The 17,273-nt window shown below is 63.4% G+C and carries 19 protein-coding genes; 3 read left to right on the top strand and 16 right to left on the bottom strand.

Annotated elements, in window-relative coordinates; all coding sequences use genetic code 11:
• Nucleotides 1-3: 3 nt before the first annotated feature.
• From MVC20_RS10775 to MVC20_RS10765, 3 genes are all read right to left on the bottom strand, one after another.
• Complete coding sequence (locus MVC20_RS10775; RefSeq protein ID WP_297541173.1) at nucleotides 4-780, bottom strand: gamma-glutamyl-gamma-aminobutyrate hydrolase family protein; 777 nt, start codon at nucleotides 778-780, stop codon at nucleotides 4-6.
• 179 nt (nucleotides 781-959) lie between these two features.
• Nucleotides 960-1,154 carry a DUF2256 domain-containing protein gene (locus MVC20_RS10770; RefSeq protein WP_297541171.1) on the bottom strand — a complete coding sequence of 65 codons (195 nt, stop codon included), beginning with the start codon at nucleotides 1,152-1,154 and terminating at the stop codon, nucleotides 960-962.
• A gap of 1 nt (nucleotide 1,155) precedes the next feature.
• Nucleotides 1,156-2,646: an FAD-binding domain-containing protein gene (locus MVC20_RS10765; RefSeq protein WP_297541170.1), complete on the bottom strand. Its 1,491-nt coding sequence runs from the start codon at nucleotides 2,644-2,646 to the stop codon at nucleotides 1,156-1,158.
• A 94-nt stretch (nucleotides 2,647-2,740) separates the two neighbouring features.
• Between MVC20_RS10765 and pepN the strand changes: the two genes are divergently transcribed.
• The gene (gene pepN, locus MVC20_RS10760) at nucleotides 2,741-5,293 is read left to right on the top strand and encodes an aminopeptidase N (RefSeq protein WP_297541168.1); all 2,553 of its coding nucleotides are present in this window, start codon (nucleotides 2,741-2,743) and stop codon (nucleotides 5,291-5,293) included.
• A 70-nt stretch (nucleotides 5,294-5,363) separates the two neighbouring features.
• Here pepN and MVC20_RS10755 read toward each other — a convergent pair whose 3' ends face one another.
• On the bottom strand, nucleotides 5,364-6,026 hold the full coding sequence (locus MVC20_RS10755; protein WP_297541166.1) for a transglycosylase SLT domain-containing protein: 663 nt from the start codon (nucleotides 6,024-6,026) through the stop codon (nucleotides 5,364-5,366).
• Nucleotides 6,027-6,167: 141 nt separating this feature from the next.
• On the opposite strand from MVC20_RS10755, the gene MVC20_RS10750 reads away from it, so the two are divergent.
• Nucleotides 6,168-7,451, top strand: a complete 1,284-nt coding sequence (locus MVC20_RS10750; protein WP_297541164.1) for a hypothetical protein — start codon at nucleotides 6,168-6,170, stop codon at nucleotides 7,449-7,451.
• A 6-nt stretch (nucleotides 7,452-7,457) separates the two neighbouring features.
• Here the strand turns inward: MVC20_RS10750 and MVC20_RS10745 are convergent, their stop codons facing one another.
• Nucleotides 7,458-7,826, bottom strand: coding sequence for a hypothetical protein (locus MVC20_RS10745; RefSeq protein ID WP_297541162.1), 369 nt, complete (start codon nucleotides 7,824-7,826; stop codon nucleotides 7,458-7,460).
• Between the two features lie 46 nt (nucleotides 7,827-7,872).
• Nucleotides 7,873-8,187 (bottom strand): ArsC/Spx/MgsR family protein, encoded by a 315-nt coding sequence (locus MVC20_RS10740; RefSeq protein ID WP_297541450.1) that lies wholly within the window; start codon nucleotides 8,185-8,187, stop codon nucleotides 7,873-7,875.
• A 207-nt stretch (nucleotides 8,188-8,394) separates the two neighbouring features.
• Between MVC20_RS10740 and MVC20_RS10735 the strand changes: the two genes are divergently transcribed.
• Nucleotides 8,395-8,601 (top strand): cold-shock protein, encoded by a 207-nt coding sequence (locus MVC20_RS10735; RefSeq protein ID WP_008280689.1) that lies wholly within the window; start codon nucleotides 8,395-8,397, stop codon nucleotides 8,599-8,601.
• A 112-nt stretch (nucleotides 8,602-8,713) separates the two neighbouring features.
• Here the strand turns inward: MVC20_RS10735 and MVC20_RS10730 are convergent, their stop codons facing one another.
• The 10 genes from MVC20_RS10730 to MVC20_RS10685 form a co-directional block, all read right to left on the bottom strand.
• Complete coding sequence (locus tag MVC20_RS10730; protein ID WP_297541160.1) at nucleotides 8,714-8,998, bottom strand: hypothetical protein; 285 nt, start codon at nucleotides 8,996-8,998, stop codon at nucleotides 8,714-8,716.
• A gap of 98 nt (nucleotides 8,999-9,096) precedes the next feature.
• Nucleotides 9,097-9,603 carry a hypothetical protein gene (locus MVC20_RS10725; protein ID WP_297541158.1) on the bottom strand — a complete coding sequence of 169 codons (507 nt, stop codon included), beginning with the start codon at nucleotides 9,601-9,603 and terminating at the stop codon, nucleotides 9,097-9,099.
• Nucleotides 9,604-9,672: 69 nt separating this feature from the next.
• Nucleotides 9,673-10,542 carry a sulfotransferase domain-containing protein gene (locus tag MVC20_RS10720; RefSeq protein ID WP_297541156.1) on the bottom strand — a complete coding sequence of 290 codons (870 nt, stop codon included), beginning with the start codon at nucleotides 10,540-10,542 and terminating at the stop codon, nucleotides 9,673-9,675.
• A complete protein-coding gene (locus MVC20_RS10715) occupies nucleotides 10,539-11,369 on the bottom strand; it encodes a sulfotransferase domain-containing protein (RefSeq protein ID WP_297541153.1) in 831 nt (276 codons plus the stop codon). The genes MVC20_RS10720 and MVC20_RS10715 overlap by 4 nt, the downstream gene beginning before the upstream one ends.
• A gap of 96 nt (nucleotides 11,370-11,465) precedes the next feature.
• The gene (locus tag MVC20_RS10710; protein WP_297541152.1) at nucleotides 11,466-12,617 is read right to left on the bottom strand and encodes a porin; all 1,152 of its coding nucleotides are present in this window, start codon (nucleotides 12,615-12,617) and stop codon (nucleotides 11,466-11,468) included.
• A gap of 189 nt (nucleotides 12,618-12,806) precedes the next feature.
• A complete protein-coding gene (locus MVC20_RS10705) occupies nucleotides 12,807-13,193 on the bottom strand; it encodes a carboxymuconolactone decarboxylase family protein (RefSeq protein ID WP_297541149.1) in 387 nt (128 codons plus the stop codon).
• Between the two features lies 1 nt (nucleotide 13,194).
• Complete coding sequence (locus MVC20_RS10700) at nucleotides 13,195-14,544, bottom strand: FAD-binding oxidoreductase (RefSeq protein WP_297541147.1); 1,350 nt, start codon at nucleotides 14,542-14,544, stop codon at nucleotides 13,195-13,197.
• A 52-nt stretch (nucleotides 14,545-14,596) separates the two neighbouring features.
• Nucleotides 14,597-15,382 carry an arginine deiminase family protein gene (locus MVC20_RS10695; protein WP_297541145.1) on the bottom strand — a complete coding sequence of 262 codons (786 nt, stop codon included), beginning with the start codon at nucleotides 15,380-15,382 and terminating at the stop codon, nucleotides 14,597-14,599.
• Nucleotides 15,383-15,406: 24 nt separating this feature from the next.
• On the bottom strand, nucleotides 15,407-16,594 hold the full coding sequence (locus tag MVC20_RS10690; protein WP_297541144.1) for a pyridoxal phosphate-dependent aminotransferase: 1,188 nt from the start codon (nucleotides 16,592-16,594) through the stop codon (nucleotides 15,407-15,409).
• The gene (locus MVC20_RS10685) at nucleotides 16,591-17,232 is read right to left on the bottom strand and encodes a TetR family transcriptional regulator C-terminal domain-containing protein (RefSeq protein ID WP_297541142.1); all 642 of its coding nucleotides are present in this window, start codon (nucleotides 17,230-17,232) and stop codon (nucleotides 16,591-16,593) included. Before MVC20_RS10685 ends, MVC20_RS10690 begins: the two co-directional genes overlap by 4 nt.
• Nucleotides 17,233-17,273: the final 41 nt, after the last annotated feature.

Here is a 17,273-nt window from a genome sequence, read left to right as displayed (position 1 = left end):
CGCTCAGGCCGAGCGAAGCAGCGGGGCCGTGCGCCCCGCGGCCCAGGCCCGCACCGCATCGCCAAAGGCGGCAAAGAGCGGGCGACTGACCGGATCATGCGCGGCATTGTATTCCGGGTGCCACTGCACCGACAGCGTGAACCCCGGCGCGCCGTCGATATAGAGCGCCTCGGGCGTGCCATCCGTGGCCCATCCGTCGATCACCACACTGCGCCCCGCACGCAGAATCCCCTGCCCGTGCAGCGTGTTGGTCATCACCTCTTCCGCCCCCATCAGCCGGTGAAACACGCCACCCGCTGTAAAGCGCACCTTGTGGCGCAGGGCGAATTGTTCTTCCATCGTGCCCTCGGGCGGCATGCGATGATTGTCTCGCCCCGGCAGATCGCGGATCTCGGGGTGCAGCGTGCCGCCCATGGCGACATTCATCTCCTGAAAGCCCCGGCAAATGCCCAGGATCGGCTGCCCGCGCTCGACACAGGCCCGGGCCAGCGGCAGGGTGATCGCATCGCGCGCGCGGTCGAACGCGCCATGCGCCTCGGTTGCGGCCTCGCCATATTCCTCGGGGTGCACATTGGGCCGCCCGCCGGTCAGCAGAAACCCGTCGCAGGTGTCCAGCAATTCCGCCACCGAGACATAGCGCGGATCGGCGGGAATGATCAGCGGCATACACCCCGCCACATCGGCCACCGCCGAAGAATTGATGGTGCCCCCCGCGTGGGTCGGATAGCGGTTTTCGATCTGGTATTGGTTGGCAATCACGCCAACAACCGGACGTTTCATTTCTGTCTTTCCGGACTGCGCCTGACGTTCACACATTTGTCTTAGATATAGCGCAGAATGGAATAACAAAACATCAAATCGCGCACATCTTTTCGTGCGATGATGCGAAATTGCCCGAATTTCTTGCAAGCTTCTTCACTTTTCGGCGGCATCCTGACGCCGTGGGCGAGGCTGCTCCGTCACCGGTCAAACGCATCCCGACCAGCCGGGCCGTTCTCGTCCACACCAGCGGTCTTGCGACTGCGCCGGCACCGCTCGCTGCAATGGCGCACCTCGTCCCAGACGCGCGCCCATTTGCGCCGCCATACCATCGGCCGCCCACAGGTGGCGCAGGTCTTGACCGGCAGATCGGATTTGCGGGGCGCGCGCGGCATATCAGAGGTCCAGACTCAATTGCGCCGAGGTCGCCTTGGGACGGGCCCGCCCGGGGCGTTTGCGGCTGGCATGGCGGCGCACGATCTGCGCCGTCATTTCATCCCCGCGATGCGCGCGCCGACAGGCCCAGACCGCCTCGCGCGCGGCCCGCGCCGCCGCGACCGGATCGACAATCGGCACCGGATAGGCGCGCCCCAAGAGCGCCGCCGCCTCCGGCCACTCCCAAGGACGTTGCAAATAGGCATCCGGCACCCCGTCCAGTTCCGGCAGCCAACGGCGGGTAAATGCCCCCGTCGGGTCCTGATCCAGCCCCTGTTTCACCGGGTTATAGATCCGGATGGTGTTCATCCCCGTGGTGCCCGATTGCATCTGCACCTGCGGCCAGTGAATCCCCGGCTCGTAATCGGTAAAGGCCCGCGCCAGCACCGGCCCGGTGCTGCGCCAATCAAGCCAGACGTGATAGGACGCCACCGCCATCAGCATCGAGCGCATGCGGAAATTGAGCCATCCCGTCGCCAAGAGCGACCGCATGCAGGCATCGACAAAAGGCAGCCCCGTTTCGCCCCGCGACCACGCCGCCAGCCGTGCCTGATCTGGCGCGCGCGGGCGCAGCCCCTCATAGGCCGGATGCAAACACCGCCGCTCGATCTCCGGCTCATCCTCCAGCTTCTGCATGAAATGATCGCGCCAGGCCAAACGCGCCTGAAACGACCGCATGGCGCGCGCCCAATCCGGCCCGCGCCCGCCCGGCGCCGCTACCCCCGCCTGCACCGCCTCGCGCAGCGACAGCGTGCCAAAGGCCAGATGCGGGCTGATCCGCGAACAGGCCCGCGCGCCGTCGAGGGGCGAAGACATGGCGCGCTGATAGTGCTCGCCGCGTGTCGTCAGGAACGACTCGAGCGCGCGCCGCGCCGCGCCACGCCCGCCCTTTTGCCGCAACGGGCAAAAATCGCTCAGCCCCAAACTCTCGGCGCTTGGCAGATCATCACTCGCCAGCACCAGCCCCCGCGCGCCCTCGGGCGGCCCCGGAACCGGCGTGCGCATGAACCCGTCGCGCGCAACTTGCCAGACGTCGCGATTGCCCAGCCGCCGCACCACGCCCGATTGCGGCCTCTCGTGCCACCGCACCCCCTGCCCGCGCGCCCACGCGGCAACCCGCCGGTCGCGCGCATAACTCCAGAGATTGCCGGTTTCCTCATGGCTCACCAGATGCGCCACCTTGTAACGGGCGCGCAGCGCCTCCAGAACCGCCACCGCATCCCCGACGCGCAGCACAAGTCCCAGACCCAGCCCCGCCAGGTCCTCCCGCAGGCTCTCCAGACAGTCGCGGACGAACGCATACTGCCGCCCCGAGGCATCCGGCTCGGCCCATAGATCCGGCTCCACGATATAGAGCGGGATGATCGGCCCCAACCGCGCGGCATGGTGCAGCGCCGGGTGATCCTGCACCCGCAAATCGCGCTTGAACCAGAGAATGACCGGGCGTTCCATAACCCCGGAAATAGAGGCGCACGCCCCAAAGGAAAGCCCATTGCAGCCCCCTTCCCCAACGCCTACCTTCCCGCCAAAGTCAAAGGAGAGCGCCATGAAAGATGCAGCCCCGCAGCCCGTTTATCTCGCAGATTACACGCCCCCCGCCTATCTCGTGGACGCGGTGCATCTGACCTTTCGGCTTGCGCCCAAATCCACGCGCGTTCTCAGCCGCATCGAATTCCGCCCCAACCCCGAGGCCGCATCGCGCGATTTTTTCCTGCATGGCGAGGCGCTTACGCTCGTCTCGGCCCGTATCGACGGGGCCGACATCACAGCCGAGGTGACGCCGCAGGGCCTCCGGGCCGAGGTCCCCGACGCGCCCTTCACTTTCGAGGCCGAGGTCGAGATTGATCCCGAAGGCAACACCGCCCTCGAAGGGCTCTATATGTCGAACGGCATGTATTGCACCCAATGCGAGGCCGAAGGCTTTCGCAAGATCACCTATTACCCCGACCGCCCCGATGTGATGGCCACCTTCACCGTGCGCATCGAAGGCGACATGCCGGTCCTGCTCTCCAACGGCAACCCGACCGGCTCTGGCGCGGGCTGGGCCGAATGGCACGATCCCTGGCCGAAACCCGCCTATCTCTTTGCCCTCGTCGCGGGTGATCTGGTGGCGCATCCCGACACGTTCACCACCCGCTCGGGCCGTGAGGTCGCGCTCAACATCTGGGTGCGACCGGGGGATGAGGACAAATGCGCCTTTGGCATGGAGGCGCTCAAGAAATCCATGGCCTGGGACGAAGCGGTCTACGGGCGCGAATATGATCTCGATCTCTTCAATATCGTCGCCGTGGACGATTTCAACATGGGCGCGATGGAGAACAAGGGCTTGAACATTTTCAACTCTTCTTGCGTCTTATCCACAGCAGAGACCGCCACAGATGCCAATTTCGAACGTATCGAGGCGATTGTCGCGCATGAGTATTTCCACAACTGGACCGGCAATCGCATCACCTGCCGCGACTGGTTCCAGCTCTGCCTCAAGGAGGGGCTGACCGTCTATCGCGACAGCCAGTTCACCTCCGATCTGCGCTCCGCCCCGGTCAAGCGCATCTCGGATGTGATCGCGCTGCGCGCCCGCCAGTTCCGCGAGGATAACGGCCCGCTGGCGCATCCCGTCCGCCCCGAGAGCTTCATTGAAATCAACAACTTCTACACCGCGACGGTCTATGAAAAAGGGGCCGAGCTGATCGGCATGCTCAAGCGTCTGGTGGGCGATGCCGCCTATAAAGAGGCGCTCGATCTCTACTTCACCCGCCACGATGGGCAGGCCTGCACCATCGAGGATTGGCTCAAGGTGTTCGAAGATGTCACTGGCCGCGACCTCAGCCAGTTCAAACGCTGGTATTCCGACGCCGGAACCCCCAGGCTCCGCGTCACCGAAGCGTTCAACAATGGCCGCTATACGCTTCATTTCGAACAGAAAACTCCGCCCACACCCGGGCAGGAGAACAAACCGCCACGCGTCATCCCGATCGCCGTGGGCCTGCTCGGCCCCAATGGCGACGAAGTGCTGCCAACCCGCGTGCTGGAAATGACCCAAGCGCAGCAGAGCTTCAGCTTCGACGGATTAGCATCGCGGCCTATCCCGTCGATCCTGCGCGATTTTTCCGCCCCCGTGATCCTCGAACGCGAGACCACCAATGCCGAGCGCGCATTCCTGCTGGCGCATGACACCGACCCGTTCAACAAATGGGAGGCGGGGCGCGCACTGGCCCGTGCCGGCCTCATCGCCATGATCACCGAGGGCGCGGCCCCCGATGCCGCCTATCTCGATGCCATCGCCCGCGTGGCGCGCGATGAAACGCTCGACCCCGCCTTTCGCGCGCTGGCGCTTGGCCTGCCCAGCGAGGATGATCTGGCGCAGGCGCTCTTTGACGCGGGCCATACCCCCGACCCGCAAGCAATATGGGAGGCGCTCGAAACCCTCCGCGACACCCGCGCAGAGGCGCTCGATAGCATCGCCCAGGATCTCTACACCCGCCATCAGGTCACGGCCCCCTACCGCCCCGACCCCGATCAGACGGGCGCGCGGGCGCTGGCCAATGCCGCACTGGCGATGCTCAGCCGCCGCGATGGCGGCACGCGCGCGCAGGCCCAATATGATTCTGCCGATAACATGACGCAGCAATTGACGGCCTGGTCCTGCCTCTTGCAGGCGGGAACGGGCGACCGCGTGACCGAGGCCTTCTATACCCAATGGCAACACGACCGGCTGGTCATCGACAAATGGTTCAGCCTGCAGATCATGCACGCCGCGCCCGAACGGGCGGCTGAGGTGGCCGAGACATTGACACACCACCCCGATTTCACCCTGCGCAATCCCAACCGCTTTCGCGCCACGCTGGGCGCGCTCACCATGTCGCCCGCGGGCTTTCACCACGCGTCGGGGCGCGGCTATCGGCTGCTTGCGGATATGCTCATCCGGCTCGATCCGCTCAACCCGCAGACCACGGCGCGGATGTGCTCGGCCTTCGAGACATGGCGGCGTTACGATCCGGTGCGCCAGGGCATGATCGCGGCAGAACTGGACCGGATCCTTGCCACCCCGAACCTCAGCCGCGACACGACGGAAATGGTGGGCCGCATACGCGGGGCCTGAACGTGGTGCGCCCCATCAAAACCACGCCCATCCCGGGCTTGCCCCGGGACATCGCCGAGGTCGCGCGGCCCTACTCCGCCGCCCGCGCGACCTGCACAGGTCGCGCCCTTGGCCGCACCGAGGATAGCGGCTTGCAATAGCTCTGCGCCCGCGTCCAGCGCTGCATGTCTTCCAGCTTGGCGGCGCTCGACAAAGGCCCCCAATCGGCCGCCACCCCGCGCCGCCCCTCCGACACCACGCCGTCGCGCGGCACGGTATGGGCCATGATCCGGATCGCACAGGACAGATTGTCAGGCCCGTGGCGCAAGGCCTCGCCGCTGCCCGCCCGGCATTTGTAGCCGCGCGCGGTGGCAGGTAGGATCTGCAATAGCCCGTGCCACTGCCCGCCGCCGCCGATGGCCCTCGGATTATAGGTGCTTTCATGCTTGGCCAGCGCCGACAGGAACCCAACCCAGAACGCGCGCCGTCGCGCCTCTCCTCCCGTGGCATAAGAGGGGCACCAGCGCGCAATATCGCGCGGAACGCTCTGCACAAGCGGCGCGCCATGCGCCTTGAGCGCCGAGAGCGCGGCGCGCGTCCAGAGTGCAGACTCCGTGCGATGTTCCCACCGCGTGCGCGGAATATTGCCGTCTCTGGAAGGCGGGCTAAGGGTCAAATCCCCGCTCTCCCCGTCCTGCGCTGCCGCCGGAAGAGAAAAAAACAAAATAAAAACAATGCACAATAATCCCTTCATCCGGCAATTCTGACGCAAGGCCCGGGGTATGGCAACGCCCCAGATGGTGCCGAGCATATTCCCTGCCTTCACCCAAGCATCGCCCTCTTTTGGTCGAAATCCGGCGGCACCCTTGGATGCACCAGCACTGCCGGAGCCACCATGCCGTTTGAACCGCTCGCCACACCTGAACCCACCGACCCGGCCCCGCGCAAGCGTCGGGCGCAGGCGACACGCCTCTGGCCCGATCTGCTCGGCCTCCTGCGGCGCAAGCCCGAAACGGATATCGACAGCCTCTCCAAACGTATCCTGCTCCCGTCTCTGCCGGTGACGGACGAGGAAATGGCCCGGGCCATGCATCAGGACCGGGGTCAGAAACTTGCCCGCCAGGAAATGTGGGCCGAACTGGCGCAGGTGATCGAATACACCGATGCCGCGCGGCTGCGCACACCGGGGGGCGAGACTGCGACCACCCTGCTGGCTGTCGGCGCACGCGCCGATGTCGTGGCCGCCGCCGAAGACGCGCTCCATGACGGCGCAGAACCGGACCCCTTCGGCATCGACGCGCTGGAAGAGATGCGGGCGGAATACCCCGACAGCTACCCCTGCGCGCTGATCGCCGCGCTCGCGCATATCGACATCGGCTGGGCGTGGCGTGCCACCGCCACCGACCGCACCCGCGCGGCGCATGAACTACGCTTTCTCGAACATTTCAAACGCGCCGACGATATTCTTGCCCCCTTCGATGGCGTCGATCTCGATGCGCCCTCGCTGGCGGCGGCGCAATGCGCCCTTCTGGCGGCGCGGCAACAGCCCCGGATGCGGGTTGCCGATGATTACGAACGGCTGATCGACCTTGATCCCGACAGCCCCCGCCACATGCGCGCGCTTGGCGAGGCGCTCTTGCCCGCGCGCTATGGCAGCTACGAGATGCTCGATCTCGAAGCGCGCCGCACCGCTGCGCGCACCGGCGAAATCTGGGGCGCAGGGGCCTATGCTTGGGTCTATTTCGACGCCCTCGCGCTCGACCCCGGCGCGATGACGCGGCTTGACGCCGAATTCTTCGTGGACGGGTTGCGCGACATCGTGACCCGCCGCCGTGACCAGCATGTGATCAACCAGCTTTCGGCCTTTTGCGGCATCGTCATGGCACCCAAGACCGGCAAGGACCGGCTTTCGCCGTCCCTGGACGCTGCCCGCCGCCGCATCCACGACTGTCTGGATTGGCTCTTGGAAAACCATCTGCAGGAACTGCACCCGCTGATCTGGTCGCAAACCCTGCTCAGCCCCGGTCTGACGCCCGCGCTGCCCTCGCGCCGTGCGTTGGTGGTCAAGGGCCGTCAAACCGCCCTGCGCGTCATCGCCCAACGCTTTGCCGAAGACATATCAGACGGCAGTTCCATCGCCTTTTCCAGCTCCGGCATGTATCGCCTGCCCGCGCTGTGACCGCCCTCAGAAATGCGCCTTTGGCTCATCCGGCTTGCCCGCCGCGATGGCCAACACCCCGGCCAGCCCGGTAAAGCCCAACGGGAACATGGTAAAGACGTTGAAGCCGAAGGCGTAATACATCAGCCCCGCGGAAACGAGCAACAACACCCCTCCCCACAACGCGCGCATCTTGGCCATCGCCCCCCCGGCAATCGCCAGAAGCGGGGCCAGAAAGCTCGCGCTGCGGATCAGCGCGGGGTCACTCACCTGCGTCAGCAGGCCATCCACCTCGCCAACCCGGTTGACCACCTCGGTATAGCCATAGCTGAAAAACCCGACCAGCACCGCCAGGCAGCCGCCGATCACACCCAATACCATTGCCGCGCTGCGCATATGCCCGCCTCCTGAACTTCTGCCCGATATGGGGCCTCTTGCCTGCTTATCCAAGCAGCGCGTCTTGCGTATCCTTGCCCCATCCCAGATAGAGCGTGCCGCCCGCGTCAATCAGCGGCCGTTTCATCAGCGTCGGATGCGCGGCCAAGAGCGTCAGAGGATCCTGCGCACGCTCTTCCTCGCTCAGCCCGCGCCAGGTGGTAGACTGCCGATTCACCAGCGCCTCGCCAAACTGCACCCATGCCGCCTGTGCCAAATCCTTGGGCAGCCCCTCGGCCCGAACATCGTGAAACGTCACATTACCCAATGCTTTCAACGCCTTGCGGCAGGTGTCACAGGTCTTGATACCGTAAAGGATCATCGCATACTCCGTCATTTCTGCGCTTTTATCGGGCAAAATCCCGCGCGTCACGGAGTTTCGCTTGATTTTTACAATGGCAATGCAATCATGACGCCCGTCACGATGGGCATTCAGAAGCCGCCTTTGCAACGCTTGGCCGGTCCCTGAGGGCTCGGCATGACATGGCCCGGCATATTCCCGGGGAAGCGACGCAAAAGGAGAAGCGGCATGCCGACCGGCACCGTGAAATGGTTTAATACCACCAAAGGTTATGGATTTATCGCCCCTGATGGCGGCGGCAAGGATGTGTTCGTTCACATCTCTGCGGTCGAACGCTCAGGGCTCACAGGGCTCGCCGACAATCAAAAGGTCGGGTTCGAGCTTCAGGAAGGGCGCGACGGCCGACAAATGGCCTCGGATCTGCGTTTGCTCTGACGCGTCAGCTTCGGCGTTAGCCCCGTGGCGCGACTGCGCCGCAGGTTGAACCAAGATCACAGTCAACACAAAACAGGGCGCCACGCCGCGCCCTGTTTCAGAGGCTTTCGCCTCAGTAACAGCCCTTCGCACCCTCAGGGCAGTTGAGATGCGACGTGGCCGTATAGGACCGGTGCCGCACCTTGGCGACCGGATGGCGCATCACCTGCTGATAGGTCTGCGTCTGGTTGGGCTGGCCACAGCAAATCACCCCGTTCAGCGTCACCGGCTGCAATCCGGCTGGGCAGTAATTGGCTTTGCTCTCATAGGCATAGACCTTGGCGCTTTGGGCCATGGCCGGGGCTGCAAGGGCTGCAAGGGCCAGGGCGGAAATCAGGGTCGATATGCGCAGGGACATGGGAAACCTCTCGAAAAAACAAGGACATTATTGGCGCGATGGTATGACATAACCGCACCCTGTCAATTTCTTTCCCGACGAAACTCTCTGTTTCCCGTCTACTTCGCGGTTTTGGGTGCCCCGGCGCCGGGGCCAGTCTGACGGAAAGTCACGACAAAATGCCCCAGATCCCCCTCGACATGCACCACCTGACGCGGCAGGCGGATCACCGGCCTGGCCTCGGCATAGCTTGCCTGCCAGGCCCGGTCGGTCAGCACACAGCCCGCTTCCTGGCCCGCATAGTCATGCGCGGGCGGCACCTCGCGCATGAACACCAGCCCACGCACCAGCGCCCGATCCCCCAGATACACCGCGCCCGTGCCCATCACATCGACGGCCTTGCCCTTGGTCAGCACCGATTGCTGATGGCTCTGCGCCCAGACCCCGCAGAGCAGAACCCGGCCCTGCGCCTCGCGAATGTCCACCGCCACGCTCAGCCCACCGCCGGAATCATAGCTTCCGCCCGAAACCACCGGTTCCGCGCCCAACCGCGCCACCGTCTGCGGCCCCGTCGCCGTGCAGCCTGCCACGACCAGCGCGGCCAGCATCATTCCCTTGCGTGTCATCTCCGGCCCTCCGATTGCGCCTTCATAACGCTCAGCATAGCCCTCCGGCCCGCGATTGCCAGCATGGCCTCAGACCTGTGCGGCCACGGCCCCCGTATCCTTGAGCATCTCGGGATACCACCGCTCCAGCGTCGGCAGGAACGCCGTGCGCAGCTTGGCCACCTGCGCCGGTGTCAGATCCTCGCGCCAGACCCCCGCCTGCCCCTTGGCAAAGAACGCGGTCATGCCCTTGGGCCTTTCCGCAAAGCCTAGCGTCTCTTCCTGCCGCTTCATCGCCTCGAAACTCGTGGCCTTGATCGCCCGCGCCAGCTTGGGCCCGTCCACCTTGACCTTGAGGAATTTCTCCAGCAGCCCGCGCATGGTGCGGCCGGGATTGTGCAACAGATCCTCGTAACGCACCACATGAATGGGCAGGCCCGGCGCGTTGGTCCAGACCCGGATATGATCATCCCACCGCCCCAACAGGTCGATGATGCCGCTCGGCGTGCCGGTGATCGTATCGGGGTTGCACATCCGCTCGATCGCCAGATCCAGATCGCAATTCTGGTGCCGGGCAAAGGACGGGGCCAGGTCGAACGGATTGCGAATGATATAGATCGCCGCGGCGGTCAGTTCGGGCGGGATCACATCCTGATCGAAAATCCGCACCGTCTGGCAATGAGTCTTGACGAAATGATGGTCGGGTTTCGAGGCCGCAATCAGCCGTAGCGCGCGGCCACGCACCCGCATCCAATCCTCCAACCCCTGCCCGCGAAACGGCGCGCCATTGGCCGCATCAAAGAAATCCTGCCGCGTGTCACCTGTGGTGAACTGCCGCAAATTGTTGATATCCGGGGCTTTTCCCAGCGGCATGAAGTAATGCGCCAAGAGGCTGCGCATCCATGTATTGCCCGATTTGGGATAGCTCGCCAGCCAGATAATCCGCCGCAGATCGCTCATTCCAGATACCCGTATCGCTTCATCGTCTCGCCCATCTTGGATCGGATCATCTCCGCCAGCGCCGGGTCGAGATCGGTTTTCCACTGATCCTTCTGGCCCTTGCCAAAGAATTTCTCGCTTTGCTCTGGCCGCTCGATGAACCCCTGTTCCTCTTCCTGACGCGACAATTCGTCAAAGCTGGAAAAGCGGATGGCCCTCTGCAAACGCGTCTTGTCCACCGGCACGCCAACCAAATCCAGCACCTTGGCGAAATGCGTTTCGGGATCGTCGAGCAAATCCTCATAGCGCACGATCAGCCGCTTCCACGGCGCATAGGCCATCCAACTCTTGACGTGCAAGTCCCAGGTGCTGAGGTATTGGGCGACCGATGTCTCGGTCGGCAGATTGCCATTGTCAGGATGACAAATCTTCTGCGCCGCGTCCTCTTGCGTGATGCCGTAATGGCGCGCGTAGGACAGCACCATATCAAGCGGGTTACGGATGATATAAATGGCCGAGCGCGTATAGCGATCGGGGATCAGATCGATCCGCTCCGGGGCCACGCGCGCGTTATGGGTTTTGACGAAATTCACATCGGCATTGTTGGCGACGATCCCGCGCAGCACACCCTCACGCAGCCGCAGGCACAGCGAAAGGTCCGTGGGGTCAATCTCGCGCCCTGCAACGCGGTTGTACATCTTGACCACGGCATCGCCCACGGCGAACCGATGCGCCTGATTGATCGGCACCGGCTCTTGGGCATTCATCAGGTAATTGGCAAGGAAAAGCCGCGTCCACGTATTGCCAGACTTCGGATAAGAGGCCAGCCAGATGATACTTCGCTTCATGCCCTGTCAGCCTCCACAACGTTGTTACTTGGACGCAAGACATAAAAAAGGCGGGGGGAAATGTCACCCCCCGCCCCTTGTCTTTTAACCGGTCGATTAGAACGACAGGTTCACCGAGGTGCCGATGACAGTGCCTTCGACAGTGGTGTTTGCGTTGCCGAAGGTCGCGCCAACGTCTGCGTTCACAGAACCTTCAACATAGGCTGCGTACACGGCCCAGGTCACGCCAGCGCCGAGCGAACGGCTGCCGACCAGCTGGTAGGCTTCGTATTCGGCTTTGTCGCCGGATGCGGCGCCAATACCGCTGTACTCACCCTGGTAGGTGTCGAAACCAACCGACCACGGACCAGCGATGTCATAGGTCACGCCGAGGCTCCAGCCTTCGGAGTCCCATGCACGCAGACCGCCGTTGTCGTTCTCGCCGTAGCCACCGCCGATGACGAAGCCGTTGAAGCCGACGTTCAGGCCGATGTTCCACACTTCGGGATCGCTGGTGCCAACAACGTTGGACTCTGCAGTGCCCCAACGAGCAGCGAAGTCAACGTCAACACCGTTGAACGACTGGCTGTAGGCCAGACCGATGTCGAACACGTCGGTGACGCCCGCATTGCGGTTCACACCGAAGTTGTTCACGGCATTACCAGCAGCGTTAGCTGCATAGGACACGCCGAGTGTCAGGCCGTTGAACGACGGGGTGTAGTACGTGATGCGCTGCACGTCGTTGTTGCCGAGAACTTCAGCATAGGACGAAATGCCGGAGTCACGGAATGCGAAGGGCAGGTTGCCGCCAGCAGCGATCGAAATCGGAACGAAGCCCGAAACCCACGGAGAGTTGATGTCGATACCGCCAGAAACTTGCGGTGCGCCAATGCTCATTTTGTAACCAGCCGAGTTTTCGGCGCCGAGGTCGATACGGCCCAGCGTGTCGCCGGAGATCGAGAGGTACGATTCGTCGATACCGTCTGCACCACCGCCAGCGTTCAGTGCTTCATACTGAACGTTGATACCGAAGGTCAGGCCGTTGTCCAGCGTCACCGACGGGGTGAAGTGGATTTCAGCGTCCGTGAATACGTCAACGCCGTCGAAATCTGCGCCGGCTTGGGCAGCAGTGTTCGAGTCGACAGTCACATAGCCAACGTGCGAGTCGTAGAACCCGCCCCAATCCATGTTCCATTCTTGTGCCGATGCGGGAGCGGCAAATGCCACGCCGAGAGCAATCGCGCTGGTGCTCAGAAGTTGCTTTTTCAAGGGTGTCCCTCCTCAGAAGCAGGTTAATCAGATCCGCCGCACCAGTCATTGGAAACGGCTTGCGCTATGAAATGCGCCATTACCCCCCAAACTGTCAACGCGACCTCCCCGCTCCGACCGCATCGCGCCCGGAATGTGACGCAGAAACCACACCCCTTTCCCAGAGCCCTTTTAAACAAGGCGCATCGATCAACCTTGTTGCGCGTCCAGCACTTTTTTTGCCGCCCGGAAACATTCAAGAGCCTGCGGCACGCCACAATAAATTCCAACAACATGGATAATCGCGCGAATTTCCTCGGGCGTGACCCCGTTGTTGATGGCACCGCGGCAATGCAATTCCCATTCATGCATCTTGCCCAGCGCCCCCAGCATGGCCAGATTCATCATGCTGCGCGTCTTGGGGGGAATCACCTCATCGCCCCAGCCAAACCCCCAGCACCAGGCCGTCATCGCCTCTTGAAACGGGCGGGTAAACTCATCCGCTGCTTCCAGACTGCGCTCGACATACTCCGCCCCCAGCGTCGCCTTGCGCTGCTCCAACCCCTTGAGAAAGAGATCCTCGTCGAATGTGCTCATGTCATGCTCCTTTGCCCGCCTGCCAATCTTCCACCCGGTCCACGACCTGCCGATACCACAGATTCGCAGCCCGCAAAAAATGCGGCCGCTCGCCCGGATGCAGCCAGCTTCGACTGAGCGGCGTGGCACTATAGGCCGTCGCCCCCCGCGCATCGCCAATCGCCTGATAACCCGCCTTCGATCCCAGCCAAGGGGCCATCACCGTGCCCGAGCCAGAGAATCCCATCGCGTAATGCACCCCCTCGTCATGCCCCACATGCGGCATATGCGAGAAACTGTAGCCGGTGAATCCTCGCCACGAATGGCTGAGCTTGACGCCGGCCAGATCGGGCCAAATCCCCACCATGACCTTGTAAAGCTGCGCCGCCGCCGCCTCTGGCCCCATCTCCGCCATCGACGCCCGCCCACCAAAGAGCACCCGGCGGCCATCCGGCGAAATGCGGAAATAACTGTGCCGCGCCCGAGTCTCGACCATCATTCGCCGCCCCGGCGCGATATGGCCGATCAGGTTCGACGGCAATTCCTCGGTGGCGATGATATATGAGGGCAACGGAAAGACGCGCGCCATATGCCAGCGAAACGGGCGGCTGGTATAGCCGTTCGTTGTCAGCACCAGCTTGGCCGCGCGGATCACCCCCTTGGCGGTCTGCACCCGGTATCCCGCACCTTCGGCCTCGCGCGCTGTCACCGCCGCATGGGTCACCACCGGCACGCCCCGCCGCCGCACCGCGCGCAAGAGGCCCTGATGAAATTTGGCCGGATGAATCGCGCCATGCTCGGGGAACAGCAGCCCGCCATGATATTTCTCGGTCGTGATTTCCTGCCCCAGATCGGCACGCTCGATCAGGCGCACCTTGACTTCCGATTTCGCGCTCACGACCTCGGCCATCCGCCGCTGATTGGCGAAATGCTTGGGCGTATAGGCCAGTTGCACCCGCCCCGTGTTCTGGAAATCGCACTCGATGCCCTCACGCGCGATCAGATCCCTGGCCCAGTCGAGCGCGGGCTTCGCCTCGGCGAAAAGCGCATCCGCCGCCTTGGCCCCGAATTTCGCCTCCAACTCGGCCCAGCCCAGACGCGGATGCGCCCCGAACATGCCGCCATTCCGGGTCGAGGCCCCATGCCCGGGCTCTGCCGCATCGACGACGACCACCCGCGCGCCGCCCTCATGCGCCGCAAGCGCCGCAGACAACCCCGCATAGCCCGCCCCGATCACCAGCACATCACAGGTGTCGGGCAGGTCCTCGCCCGCCTCGGGCGCGCTCAGTGCCGACCACCAGTAAGGGGTGCCAAGATCGGCCTCCCGTGCCCATTCGATCCGCATGACACTCTCCCGATCTCGCACCGTCATGGCGCGGCTGTGGACCTTACAAAATCCGCTTCATTTCGTAAGAAGTGTAAGATCAGAATCGCAGCGAAAGACAAGACATCCCGCCATCAAGCTTGGCACATTCGATGTTGTCGATCTGGACAACCTCATACCCATGCGCCGACAGCATCTCGGCCGTGCGCGGGAACCCGGCCGCCATGATCACCAGATTATTGAAGCGAATACAATTACTTGCGGCTTCCTCGCCGTCGGGCACCAACAGCACCTCATAGCCTTCGAAACAGCCCGACACCGCCAGCCTACGTGTGCTCAGGATGGTTTCAGGGGCCAGCAGACCGCAATCGGTCTTGAAGTGCAAAACCCCCTCCGGGGTCTCGACCAGCCTCAAAGTGTAGCCATATTCATTAACAATATCAGTTAGTTGCGCCACGCCTTCGCGATTGGTCCGGGCCGACAACCCCACCAGAATCTCGCGCCCCGTCACCAGAATATCGCCCCCCTCGATGGTCCCCGGCGCGGTGATTTCTGCGATCCTGTCGCCATAAAACCCCGCAATTGCCGGGCGCATTTCGGCCACTTCACCCATCCGGGTCGGCGCACCGGGACGCATGGCGATGGCCAGCTCCGGCAGGCAAAGCATTGTATCTTCTACGAAAACCGCGTCAGGATAGGCTTCAAGCGCGGGCAATTCCACCACCTCGGCCCCGGTGCTGCGCAGGGTCGCCACATAGGCGGCATGCGCCTCCAGCATCCGCGCCAGATCCGGCGTGCCGATATCCTCGGCCCTCAAGCCATCCACAATGCTCCGACCCGGCTTTCGGGTGATCGCCCGGCGGAATTCATAGCTGGAATTCATCACATAACCCTCTGATTATATTATATTTCAGGCGATCTTGGCGCGCCGCGCATTGGCATGGGCCACGATCCGGTCAATCGCTTGGGCAAAGGGTGCATCCTCGACCGTCAGCGCCAACCGCACCCATGTGTCGAGCGTCTTGCCAAAGGACGCCCCCGGCATCACCGCCACACCGGTTTTTTCCAAGAGATCAAAGGCATAGCTTTCCCCGTCCAGTCCTGTCGCGGCAATATCCACCATCGCGAACATCCCCGCCTCGGGGCGATGCACCCTCAATGCCGTTTCCCGCTCCAACCGCGCCGCCAAGAGGTCTGCACGCGCCGCAAACCTCTGCCGCATGCCCCCTGCAACATCCGATCCCTCACGCACCGCCTGCTCCGTCATATCCGCGATAAACGGTTGATTTCCAAAGAGCATTGTCTCGGACAGCGCCAACAGATTGGCGGTAAACTCCAGGGATCCGACACACCAGCCGCTGCGGAAACCGGGCGCCGCGTGGCTCTTGGAGATCGACGACACCGCGACAACGCGCTCCGCCAGATCCGGATCGGACAGGGGCGAGACAAACTCGGACCCCTCAAACACCAGATCCTCATAAACCTCGTCTGAAATGATCCACAGATCATGCTCAACCGCCAGCCGCCCAAGTGCCGCAATATCGGCACGGGTCAGAATCGCCCCCGTGGGATTGTGCGGTGTGGTCAATAAAATCGCGCGTGTTCTAGGGGTTATCAGGGGGGCCACATCCACCGCCGCCATGCGAAATCCGTTCTCGGGCCTCAGCGGCACCGGCACCATCGCAGCCCCTGTGGCCCGGATCACCCCTTCGTAGGTGGCATACATCGGATCCCCCACCAGCACTTCGGCACCCGCTTCCGCCACCGCCATCATCACCGCATAGAGCGCGGTTTGCGTCCCCGGAAAGCACATCACCTGATCGGGATGAAACACGCGGCCCCTGTTCTTGCTGTATTTTTCCGCAAGTGCCGCGCGCAATCCCGGCTCGCCCCGCCCGTCCGAATAGCCCGTGCGCCCCGCCTTCATCGCGGCATAGGCGGCGTCCTTGAGGCGCTCGGGCGTGGGCACATCCGGCTCGCCAATCGTAAGGCGGATCACCTCGCGACCCGCGCGCGCCATCTCCTTGGCCCGCGCATGCACTTCCCACTTGGCCCCGCCAAGCCCGGCAAGCCTTTCATTTATCGAGGAAAATCTCATGTTTTCGCCGCCTCTTCCAAATCCAGTTGCAGAATCGCCCCCACCGCCGCAAGGGCAATTCCCGTCAGTTCATCCGGCCCGAACGCCTCGGGCAGCGCGCCACCTTCCAGCCAGAGCCCGTCAATCACCCCGTTGCAGGCAATCGCCAACCGCCGCGCCTGCCCCGCATCCGGGCCGCGCCCCGCTTCTTCCAGCGCTCCCACGATCAACCGCTCGAGGCGGTCGCGAAAATCGTGATAGGTCTGCGCATGCACCGCGCGCATCCGCGCATCCTGCCGCACATGATTGAGAAACCCGGCCCATAGCCCGACCGAGGCCGAATCCACCACCGGCGGCGTGACCGAGGCCACCACCAGCGCCGCCAGCCGTTCGCGCGCCGTCTCCCGCTCTGCAACCCCGGCAAAGGTCTGTTCTGTCAGCCCCGCCATATGCGCGAGATACGCCTCCTGAACCAGCTCATCCTTGGTGGAAAAGTAATGCCGGATAAGGCCTTGGGTCACATCCGCCCGCTCTGCGATGGCGCGCACCGTGGCCCCGCGCACGCCTTGTTCCACGATCAGATCAAGTGTCGCCATCACCAGCGCCTGACGGCGGGTGTCGGCCCCTTCGCGCCTGAATTTGCGGCGTTCTCCGGTCATGGTCGCCTGCATCCTCCGGCGCGAACAATTATACGCTTGCA

It is taken from the genome of Roseovarius sp., assembly GCF_027019125.1.
Taxonomy (GTDB): domain Bacteria; phylum Pseudomonadota; class Alphaproteobacteria; order Rhodobacterales; family Rhodobacteraceae; genus Roseovarius.
The sequence above is the reverse complement of the archived record's forward strand: the minus strand, read 5'-3'. Positions and strand labels throughout refer to the sequence as shown.